The organism is uncultured Abyssibacter sp. (genome assembly GCF_964000955.1).
Lineage (GTDB): Bacteria > Pseudomonadota > Gammaproteobacteria > Nevskiales > OUC007 > Abyssibacter.
In genome coordinates, this window is record NZ_CAXFCL010000354.1 from 1 (window position 1) to 10,337 (window position 10,337).

The 10,337-nt window shown below is 64.9% G+C and carries 10 protein-coding genes; 2 read left to right on the forward strand and 8 right to left on the reverse strand.

All coding sequences use genetic code 11. From position 1 onward, the window contains the following. The 5 genes from ABNS06_RS17325 to ABNS06_RS17345 form a co-directional block, all read right to left on the reverse strand. The coding region (locus ABNS06_RS17325; RefSeq protein WP_348675859.1) for an SAM-dependent methyltransferase at nucleotides 1-598 on the reverse strand (598 nt) is incomplete at its 3' end. Between the two features lie 36 nt (nucleotides 599-634). After that, entirely contained in the window at nucleotides 635-943 is a 309-nt protein-coding gene (yhbY, locus tag ABNS06_RS17330; RefSeq protein WP_348675860.1) for a ribosome assembly RNA-binding protein YhbY, read from the reverse strand. Then, nucleotides 940-1,416 carry a transcription elongation factor GreA gene (gene greA, locus ABNS06_RS17335; protein WP_348675867.1) on the reverse strand — a complete coding sequence of 159 codons (477 nt, stop codon included), beginning with the start codon at nucleotides 1,414-1,416 and terminating at the stop codon, nucleotides 940-942. Before greA ends, yhbY begins: the two co-directional genes overlap by 4 nt. Before the next feature lie 146 nt (nucleotides 1,417-1,562). Further along, nucleotides 1,563-3,131, reverse strand: a complete 1,569-nt coding sequence (locus ABNS06_RS17340; RefSeq protein WP_348675861.1) for a protein adenylyltransferase SelO — start codon at nucleotides 3,129-3,131, stop codon at nucleotides 1,563-1,565. A 129-nt stretch (nucleotides 3,132-3,260) separates the two neighbouring features. Next, a complete protein-coding gene (locus tag ABNS06_RS17345) occupies nucleotides 3,261-4,121 on the reverse strand; it encodes a metal-dependent hydrolase (RefSeq protein WP_348675862.1) in 861 nt (286 codons plus the stop codon). Nucleotides 4,122-4,294: 173 nt separating this feature from the next. On the opposite strand from ABNS06_RS17345, the gene ABNS06_RS17350 reads away from it, so the two are divergent. Continuing rightward, the gene (locus tag ABNS06_RS17350) at nucleotides 4,295-5,527 is read left to right on the forward strand and encodes a GGDEF domain-containing protein (protein ID WP_348675863.1); all 1,233 of its coding nucleotides are present in this window, start codon (nucleotides 4,295-4,297) and stop codon (nucleotides 5,525-5,527) included. 21 nt (nucleotides 5,528-5,548) lie between these two features. On the opposite strand, the gene ABNS06_RS17355 is transcribed toward ABNS06_RS17350, so the two are convergent. Both ABNS06_RS17355 and ABNS06_RS17360 read right to left on the reverse strand, forming a co-directional pair. Further along, nucleotides 5,549-6,466 (reverse strand): bile acid:sodium symporter family protein, encoded by a 918-nt coding sequence (locus ABNS06_RS17355; protein WP_348675864.1) that lies wholly within the window; start codon nucleotides 6,464-6,466, stop codon nucleotides 5,549-5,551. A 133-nt stretch (nucleotides 6,467-6,599) separates the two neighbouring features. Beyond that, nucleotides 6,600-8,015, reverse strand: a complete 1,416-nt coding sequence (locus ABNS06_RS17360) for an alkaline phosphatase PhoX (RefSeq protein WP_348675865.1) — start codon at nucleotides 8,013-8,015, stop codon at nucleotides 6,600-6,602. Nucleotides 8,016-8,180: 165 nt separating this feature from the next. Here ABNS06_RS17360 and ABNS06_RS17365 point away from each other — a divergent pair, with 165 nt between their 5' ends. Then, entirely contained in the window at nucleotides 8,181-8,432 is a 252-nt protein-coding gene (locus ABNS06_RS17365; protein WP_348675868.1) for a YcgL domain-containing protein, read from the forward strand. Here ABNS06_RS17365 and ABNS06_RS17370 read toward each other — a convergent pair. Then, nucleotides 8,417-10,337 (reverse strand): hypothetical protein (locus ABNS06_RS17370; protein ID WP_348675866.1); only part of this gene is annotated, 1,921 nt, incomplete at its 5' end. The two genes, ABNS06_RS17365 and ABNS06_RS17370, sit on opposite strands and share 16 nt — an antisense overlap.

The following is a 10,337-nucleotide window of genomic DNA, read 5'->3' on the forward strand; positions in this document are numbered from 1 at the left end:
CCTCTCGGCTGCGCGCTCGCGAGGCGGCCGGTTTGCGAACCACCACGCGCTGAAATCGCTTTTTGACCTCGGCCAGCCAGGGGTCGAAACCCTCTCCCTGGAACGCCTTGGACACGAAATCCCCACCCTCGACAAGGTGGCGATCACAGAAATCCAGCGCCAATTCCACCAGACCGGTCGCTCGCGCCTGATCGGCCGACGCGATACCACTGATGTTGGGGGCCATGTCGGATAAGACAAGATCGATCTTGTTTCCGTTCAGTGCCGCCTCCAGTTGACGCAGCCCCTCGTCCGACTCGAAGTCGTCCTGAATCAGCACGGCACCGTCCAGTGGCGCAATGGGCAGCAGGTCGATGCCGATGATGACCGTGCCTGGACCGCAGGTCTTGACGCAGTACTGTGTCCAGCCGCCTGGCGCAGCACCCAGATCGACAATGCGCTGGCCGGGTCGCAGAAAGCGATCACGGGCGTTGAGCTCGTCCAGCTTGAACACGGCCCGCGAGCGCCAGCCTTCCGCGCGGGCGCGCTGCACGTACTGGTCGGATTCATGTTCGCGCAACCAGCGCCGGCTGGATGCAGTGCGGCGCTTCTGGCCCATCGTGATCGCCCTGGCTACTGATGGATCCGCGCGTCCTTATGCACGGCGCAACTGGTCCAGGAAACGGCCACGATCGCGGTTCTCGCGGTAGAGAATGGCGATATGGCCGATCTGCTGTACGTGCTGGGCGTCCAGCCGTTCGCACAGCAAGTCCGCCATGGCCCGGCGGTCGTCCGAATCGGCCGCGACCAGCTTCACCTTGATCAACTCGTGACGTGTCAGCGCCTGGTCGGCTTCCGCGATCACGGCATCTGTGAGGCCGCGGGCCCCGGTCTGCACCACCGGGTTCAGATGATGAGCCGCCGCGCGCAGGAGCTGTCGCTGCGGCGAACTGAGCGCTTTCACTGGTAACGCACCTCGACGATCTCCAGTTCGCGGGTGCCGCCGGGAACGACGACATCCACGACATCACCCTCTTCCTTGCCGATCAGGGCGCGGGCAATGGGGGACTGGACGGAAATCCGGCCGGCCTTGATATCGGCCTCGTCGACGCCGACGATCTGGTAGGTCAGCGCCTCGCCGGAATTCGCGTCCTCCAGATCGACGGTCGCGCCGAAGATGACCTTGCCGTTGGCGTTGGCCTTGCTCGGATCGATGATCTGCGAGTTGGACAACTTGGCCTCGATCTCGCCGATCCGGCCTTCGATGAAACTCTGCTGCTCCCGCGCAGCGTGATACTCGGCGTTCTCCTTGAGGTCGCCGTGTTCGCGCGCTTCGGCAATGGCCTTGATGACGGCCGGCCGCTGCACCGATTTCAGTTCTTTCAGTTCTTCGCGCAGCTTTTCCGCACCGCGCGCAGTCAGCGGAACGCGTGTCACGCCTCCAGTCATGGTGTAGGTCCTTGCAGGATCGGTAGTCCGCCCGGATGGGCGACCGTCAAGATTCGCCGATCGACCCTCGAATTTCAAGCGACCGTCGATGGGTTGCGAATCGCATGCGGATGTCCCGAGCGGGTGGCGATGCGTCAGGAACTGCAGGACAGCGCCGAACAGCCCGCGCGATGCCGGGCCCACTCCGGTCGCCTTGCGGCATAGCGCTCCATGCCGGGCTGTTCGCTGTAGGGCTGCGCCAGCACCTGGAGCAGGCGGCGCAGTTCCTCGGTATCGCCCTGCTCCGCCTGATCGATTGCGAGCTGCGCCAGATAGTTGCGTGGCACATAAAGCGGGTTCGTCGAGCACATCGCCGCCATGCGCTCCGCGTCCGGTCGCTGGCGCGCCTCGTTCCGGTAACGCTCCAGCCAGCGTATCAGCGCCTCGCCCGCCTCTCCGCGCAGCGCCTGTTCATCGTAGTAGGCGGGCAGGAAACCCTCGCGCGGGTCGCTGGCCGGCTCGGCAGCCGTGGAGACTTGCCCGAGGCATCGGAAAAACAGCGTGTAGTCGGTCTCGGTGAGCGTCAGCAGTTCGAGCAGATCCGCCAGCAGGTGCTGGCGGGATTCCGTGGCGAGATCCGGCAGCCCCAGCTTGCCCGCGAACATTGCCCTGCTCGCTCGTTCATATTCGTCGGCGTAGCCGTTGAGCGCCTGCTCCAGGCGATCGGTATCGTCCGTCAGCCGCGCCAGGGCGCCGCCGAAACGCGACAGGTTCCACTGCGCGATCGCGGGTTGGCGCCCGAAACAGTAGCGTCGTGAATGGGCATCGGTGGTATTGGGCGTCCAGCCGGGGTCATAGGGTTCCAGCCATCCGTAGGGTCCGTAGTCGATGGTGATGCCATGCACCGACAGGTTGTCCGTGTTCATGACACCGTGGACGAACCCGACGCGCGTCCACTCGGCGACCAGCTGGGCGGTGCGCCGGCAGACCGCCTCGTACCAGCGGAACAGCGCATCCGGGTCACGGTGATCGATGTCCGGCTCGTGGTGCCGGATGGTGTAGTCGACCAGCTGCTTCAGCAGCGCGTGATCCCCTCTGGACGCCGGGAGTTCGAAGGTCCCAAGCCGGATGAACGATGGAGCGACCCGGCAGACGATGGCCCCCGGCTCGGCCTGCGGGTTGCCGTCATAGAACATGTCGCGAATCACGTCGTCGCCGGTTCCCACCAGTGACAATGCGCGTGTGGTCGGCACCCCCAGAGCGTGCATGGCCTCGCTGCACAGGTATTCCCGCAATGACGACCGCAGTACCGCCCTGCCGTCCGCGCCTCGCGAGTACGGTGTACGCCCTGCCCCCTTGAGCTGCAGTTCCACCACCGCACCGTCCGCGTTGATGAACTCGCCCAGGGTGATTGCGCGTCCGTCGCCCAGCTGACCGGCCCACTGGCCGAACTGGTGCCCCCCGTAGCAGTTGGCATACGGGGTCGTGCCGGGCCAGCGGGCGTTGCCGGAAAGTATCTGCAGCCAGGTATCGTCCTCGGTGGTCGGCCGGGAGATGCCCAACGAATCGCCCAGGGCATCCGACCATGCCAACAGGCGCGGATGACTGACCGGGTCCGGGTCGACATAGGAGAACGCGGCACCCTCGACGATACGCGGAGCGCGGGAATGGTCGGGATCGCCGGGCAGGGATTCCGTGTAGCGGTGGCTAAGCGCGATCTGCATGCAGCGCCTGTCGCGAGGAGACAGGTCTTCTATGCGGGGTGCGGCCGCCGGATTCAACCGCTGTGACAGGGATGACCCGGGGTGATGCCGGCGGATGACGCGCCGTCCGTGCCGATCCGGGGGATTGGTTCAGGTGGCAATGCCGGCCGTCACATCCCCCGCCCTGATGGCGTCTCCGGTGGTTTCATAGGTTCGGCGCCAGGTTTCGTAGCTGGCCAGCTGACCCGTCTGCCAGGGATGAAAGCCCGGCTTGAAGTACGCGAAATAGTGGGACCACAGTCCGCTGAACACGCCTTTCGGCCCGTAAAGCCACCAAAGACCTCTGAGCCAGATTCGTGGTCGATGCTTCAGGCCGTCGACCTTGAACATGTGGCGCATGATCAGAAACGTGTGCAGCGGGAAGGTGATGCTGACCTGAAGCATCGCCAGAATCCGCGTGAAATAGCTGCCCCGCGCCACGGTCCGGAACACATCGAAGGCCACCGACTTGTGCTCGATTTCCTCGACCGCGTGCCAGGCATACATCGCGCGGATGCGCGGATCGGCGTCACGCAGGATGCGCTTGCCGAAAAAGCCGTGCGCCATCAACGCGGTCAGGTGTTCCGAGGCGGCAGTGAGTCCCAGTGTGTATCGACGCGACATCTTCTTGCGAAACACGTTGAACAGGAACTCGTGCTCCTTCTCGAGGATGTGATCGACTGCGATGCCCTGGGCCTTCACCCGGTCGTTGAATCGTGTGTGGACCTGACCGTGCTGGCCTTCCTGGTAGATGAAGTCCTTCACCTGGCGCAGGAGTTCGGGATCGGTGATGTCGTCGCGGAAATCGCGGACGCAGGCGATGAAGAAGCGCTCCCCCTCGGGGAACAGCAGGCTCATGGCATCGAAGAAGCGTGACTTGAACGGGTCACCGCCAAACCAGTAGCGCGGCAGATCCGGATCGTCGAGTCCGAAGTCGGGCCCCTTGCGTGGCACGATCGCTGTTGTCGTCATCAGTCGCCTCCTTTCTGACCTGCGCCGGGTCATCGGAACAGGCATCGTGTGCCGAGGATACGCAGGCGATCGGCTGACGCATTGGTCGAATTCGATCGGAGCGCTACAGTTCCGGGTCAACTTGGCCGATGCCGGATGACATGATGGTTTCCGTGTCGATCCGGATGGAGACAATGCCAGCCAGCCCCAGTGACAGCGTCATGCGCGACGACGGCTCCGGCACCGCCGATGCGGTGCGGCGCGAGCTGGGGCGTCGTGGCACCGGCCTGCGATTCTCCGGGCCGCTGGAGCAGGCGTATCGCGACTGGCATGCCAGAGGCAGTCAGATGGCGCGGATCGCCCTCGCCGGCATTGTCATCGCCCTGCTGGCGATCAACACGCTCAATGAGTTTCTGTTGCTGCGGCCGGAAGCCGGGTTCCTCCCGCTTGCTCACGTCATTCAATGGGCCGCGGAATGTTCCGCGGCGGTGATCGCCCTGCTGGTTCATCTTGACCGGCGTCTGCAGCGATTCTGGGATCCCGTGCTGGTCGTCGCGAGTCTGGTGTTCGCGTTCGGAGTCGAGGCTCAGAGGGTGCTGGAACTCACCTGGGGGTTCGAGATGCCGGCGCTATTCGCCCCGATTGCCCTGGTGGCGGGAATCATGTGTACGCGCCTGCGGTTCTGGTGGGCAATGCCGATGAGTACCGGTTTCATCGTCGCCTGGGGTTGGATCGAGGTCGCCTATCTGGACAACCCGGTCATGGCGATCAATGTGCTGTTCGCCGGATTCGTCGCCTGGTCCGGCCTGCTGGTGGGACTCTACGGGCAGGAGTACCAGTCCCGTCGGGCCTGGTTGCAGCAGGAATGGAATCGAGTGATGTCCGAAACCGATCCGATGACGCTGATGCCGAATCGTCGGGCGCTGAACCGGATTAGCACGGAACTCACCAGCCTGGCGGAGCGCGAACACGAGGCGGTGGCGATGGCGGTGATCGATATCGATCACTTCAAGCGCTACAACGATCGGCACGGCCATGATCGTGGCGACGAGTGCATCCGGCGTGTTGGGCAGGCGCTGATCGGACAGGCTCGGCGGGCCCAGGACGTGGTCAGCCGCATCGGTGGCGAAGAATTCGTGATCGTCTGGTACGGGCGCCGGCCCGAGACGCTTTACGAGGCGGCCGAGTCCTGCAGGACAGCCGTGCGCGATCTCGCGATCCCCCACCCTGACAGTGGCGAGGGTGTCGTCACGGTGTCGGTCGGCGCGGTCTGCCTGTCCGATGCGATCCGGCAGGACATGGAGGCGCTGTACCGAGCGGCGGATGCGGAACTCTACGTGGCCAAGCGAGCGGGCAGGAATCGGTGTTCGGTACGCCAGTTCACCGGTGAGGTGCCGATCGCCGCATCGGAGCAACCCGCCGCGTAGAGTCGTCGGCCGTGCAAGCCGTCAGCGTTCGGGAACCCGCGGGATGCGGCGTTTCCACAGGGTCGCCAGGCCCCAGCCGGAGATCAGGTGCCAGACGCCCCACCAGGCCACGATGATCGCCATCCCGCCCAGTCCCGCGAAGTGGTTGAAGCAGATCAGCAACCCGAATCCCGAATTCTGAATTCCGGTCTCGAACGCGACTGCCCTGCCGTCCGCTTCATCCAGCCCGGCCAGGCGCGCCAGCGTGTAGCCCGCGGTCAGGCCCAGCGCGTTGACGATCGCGACGATTCCGAACGCGACACCGACATGGTTGATGAATGCCTGCCAGTTGCCCAGCAGCCCGCCGAGGATGAACAGGCCCAGGAAGACCATCGACAGCATGTGCATCGGGCGCTGGATGCGTGCGGCCAGCTCGGGGAAGCGGGCCGCCGCGCCCATTCCGCAAAGCGTGGGGATCACCAGGATCAGCAAGACCGTCATGAAGATGTCCGACGGAGACAGTGACAAGGTCTGCAAGAGGGCTTCGGTCGGCTCATAGCGCCGTGCCCAGAACACGAAGTTCGCCGGTGTCATGATGATGGACGCCAGTGTCGACACACCGGACATGCTGACGGACAACGCGGCATTCCCGCGGGCCATGGCAGTCAGGAAGTTGGAGACGTTGCCGCCCGGGCAGGACGCGACCAGCAATAGGCCCAGGGCGACGCCGGGATCCGGACGCATCAGGAGAATGCAGGCCCAGGCCAGCGCCGGCAGCAGCAGGAACTGGCAGATCATCCCGGCCGCGAAACCCTGCGGCTTGCGGAGCACCGCGCGAAAGTCGGAGACCCTCAGGTCCAGCGCGACGCCGAACAGGATGATCGCGATGATCACGTTGAGCGCGCCCAGCGACGCGGGGCTGAAGTTCAGCTGGATCTGATCGACTGTGGCGGCGTCCACCGCGTCTCCCGGATGTCTGCGACTGCCGGCGCCATGGTGAGACGCCGGCTATTGTTGTCGCGGAATCCTGCCTGCGCGGGCAAATGCCGGCAACCCGACTCCGCCCCGGTTGGGGGAATCGATCGGTGTTTCCCTAGATCGTGTCCGGCAGGATCAGCTCGTAGAGCATGCCGGCACCCAGCCCGTAGCCGCCGCCCACCGCACGTCCGCCGCGGTCGGAGGTGAAGTACATGCGGCTGCCGTCGGGGGTGAACGCGATCCCGGCGATCTCGGAGGCATCCTGCCCGACGATCTGGAGCAAGGGCTTGAGTTCCCCGTTGGGCAGAATCACGACCACCTGCATGTCACCGCCGTCCTCGGCGACCAGCACGTCGCCCTGCGGGGTGACGGTGATGTTGTCGACACCGGACAGGATGTTGTTGGGTGCTTCGGCGGTCGCGAGATCGTAGATGACTTCGATGGTGTCGTTGTACGTGTCGTAGGCCCAGATCCGGTTGTCACCCTTGGTGGAGAAATAGGCGATGCTGTTGAACAGCCAAAGCCCTTCACCGCCGTCGAACGGGGTGGTTTCGGGATCGTAGTTTCCGAGCTGCGGTCGATCCGGATCGGACACATCCATCCAGCTGCAGGGCTGAGGCGTGTGGAGTGCGGCCTCGATTCCGTCGCCGCCCACCACCAGCGCCTGGAGACGGCCGCTTTGCAGGTCGGGACGTTCGGCGCCGGGCGGCCAGTCCTCGACGTCAGGCACGAACCGGTAGAAGCGACCCTCCGGCTTGTCCTCGGTCTGGTAGATCACCTTGAGGCGGGAGTCCACGGCGATGGCCTCGTGATCGAAAAAGCCCAGTGCGGGCAGCGCCACGCCCTGCCCGGCCTCGAACGGATTGCACTCCCAGACCTGTCCGTCCGGAAATTCCTCGCAGGACAGCCAGGTGCCCCACGGGGTCATGCCACCGGAGCAATTGAAGGTGGTGTTGGTCAGAATCGAGTACGAATCGACGATGGTGCCGTCGGGATCGAACACCAGCGTGCCGACGCCACCCAACCCCGGCGTCAGCGTCTCCAGCAGATTGCCGAGCACGGCCAGGCGGTTATCGATCTGCGCCAGGTTGCCGGTGCCGGGCACCTCGGAGTTCGAGACGTAAATCCAGCCACCGTTGTCACGCGGGATGACGCCGCCGCCATCGTTGAGAATGTGCCACGGTCGCGAACCCACACCACCCGTCTGCGGGCCGGAGATGGACATGCCGTCGGGCTGGGGCAGTTCGCCATTGATCGCGACGACGCGCGTGGAGAACCCTTCCGGCGTGCGTACACCGTTGTCGTCGGCGTCACGCAGCGGGCCGATGTTCTGGAAACGTCCGCTGGTCGGCATCGGGCCGTCGCCCCCGGGGCCGTCGCCGGCTCCCGTCGCAACGGGGCTCTGGCCGCAGGCGGCAAGCCATTGCGGCAGTCCCACGCTGCCGGCGGAGAGGAACATGGCGCGAAGAATCGTGCGGCGATCCGTGGAGAATGCCGGCAGATCGTAAGGGCGTTTCCAGCGAGAAGGCATGCGTTACTCCCGGCCACGGCAGGTTCGGCGCGGCCTCGTGTCAGTCAGCGGAATCGGCGGATCATCGCACGAAACGGTTGCAGTCCCGTGAAGGCTTGCCCGGCATCGGGCTTTTCGCCAAGATGCCGCGCCCTCCGGATTGTCTTCGAGCCTGTCATGAAATGCATGGTGTTTCGCAGCCGTCGACACGATGAACTCTATGTCTTCGTGCCCGAGAACCAAGAGATCGACGACCTGCCGGAATCGCTGAGGCGACTAACGGGCCCGCTGGAGCACGCGATGGATCTGGAGCTGACGCCCGATCGCGTGCTGGCGCGATCGGACATCAATGCCGTACTGGCGGGGCTGAGGGATCCCGGCTACTACGTCCAGATGCCTCCCAACCCGATCAAGCCGACGCTCTACAACGGCGAATAGCGACGGCGCCGCCGTCCCACCGCCGCGAGAGCCAGCAGCACCAGCACGCCCGCGCCCCAGGCGCCGCCCTTGCCGGTCGGTCCACTGTCAGGGCCGTCGACGATGACGACGTCGTCGTCAAAGCGGTAGGTCCAGATATGGCGCCCGAAGGTGGCGGCGAAGATGCGGTCGTCATTGCCCGGGTCCTGCACGATCTGGGTCACGACCACATTGGGCAGGCTGGTCCCGCCCAGCACGTCCCATTCCGTGCCATCCAGGTCGGACGAGATGAACGCGCCGATATCGGTGCCGATGATCAGCTGGGTTCCCCGCTGCAACACCGTGTTGACCTGGAGCGCCGGCAGGTTGCCTGAGATGTCCACGAAGCTCTCGCCGGCATCGGTGGACTTGAAGACATTGCCCTGACCGAGGTCCGCGTTGGTATCCAGGTAGGAACCCGGCGGAACCCAGTCACGCCCCGAATACCCACCCAGCGTGACATAGATGGTGCTGGCATCGGCCGGATCTTGCTCGATCGACGTGATGTACCGGTTGGGCAGGCCTGCCGCCGTGGCGATGTGCCAGCCATCCGAAGTGCCCGGGTTGGGCGGAAGGTCACCGGCCACGTTCGTGGCAATGCCGTTGGCGAAGCCCTGGTCCCAGCGGTTGAGGACGTCGCAGACGCCACAGAACCCGACGTAGGCGGCGTCGCCGCGCAGGTGAATCGTGGACATCTGGCGCAGGCCACCGGTCTCCGACGTGCCAAGGTCGAACACTTCGGTCCAGTTGCCGGTGGTGCGACCCTGCAAGGTCTCGACGATGTTGGAGCCGCCGGTCATGACGTGCTCGGCATTGAGCTCGTTCATGGTGAAGTAGTTGGCGAAGCTCACGTTGGCCGCTCCGGAACTGGCGCTGGAGTAGCTGAGTCCGCCGTCCAGCGTCAGGTTAAGGCCGCCGTTCTGGGTGGTCAGATAGGCGTAGTCGCTGTCATCGGGGTCCACCGCGGCGTAGAACCCGTCGCCGCCCAGCGACTGATACATCAGCCGGGTATCACCCTCGACATGACCGGATCCGTTGTCCTGGAGGCCGAAGTAGGCGCGTCCATCCTTGGCCACGGCCACGCCGTAGGGCAGCAGCGAGTAGAACCCGTCGTTCGCGCCCTGCCCCCAGCCGAAGTTGTCCAGCTCGCCCCCTGCGGCCACGCATTGACGGAACACCCCGCCGTCATTGCCGGCGAACAGGCAGACACCCCCGTCCCCGGTCGGGATCCACAAGCCGTCATGCTGATCCGGGTGCGTGGTCGTGTCCGCGTTGATCGGGTTGGTATTGGTCGGGCACAGCGGCACACCGGTGTCGAGCAACTGGCAGGACGTGCCGGCGTAGTAGGAACCGATCACGTTGTAGTCATTGGGGCCAATCTGCGCGACTCCATCCTGCGCGATCAGGGATGTCGTGCGGGACTGCCACACTTCTTCCAACCCGAAGGTCAATCGCGTCGGGTATCCGGAGATCGGGTCCGCCCGCGTTGGATCGGGGGCGACCCACATGTTGTACCAGGCCTGGACGCCGGGACCGTTCAGCAGCACGGCGCCGACCACGGACAGGCTGGAACCCGAGGCGGGATTCAGCGCGATCTCGATATCATCCGCCAGGCGCAGCCAGGAATCACCGAAGTCAGTGGACACGTACACGCCGTTCACCGATGTCGAGTTCAGCCCCACCCCGGTGGAGCCGGTGCCGTCGTCCGGGATATCGATGCCCTGCACGCCGCCGTTGAACAACACCGCGTCGCCGACGATGGCGTAAACCACGTTGTGGTCCTGATCCGGACCGGTGGCGATACCGAGCTCGGTACGGCCGATCCGCTCCTCCGTGGTGAAGCCGATATTGGTCAGGCCGTCCCCGGATACGTCCAGGCGAACGAAG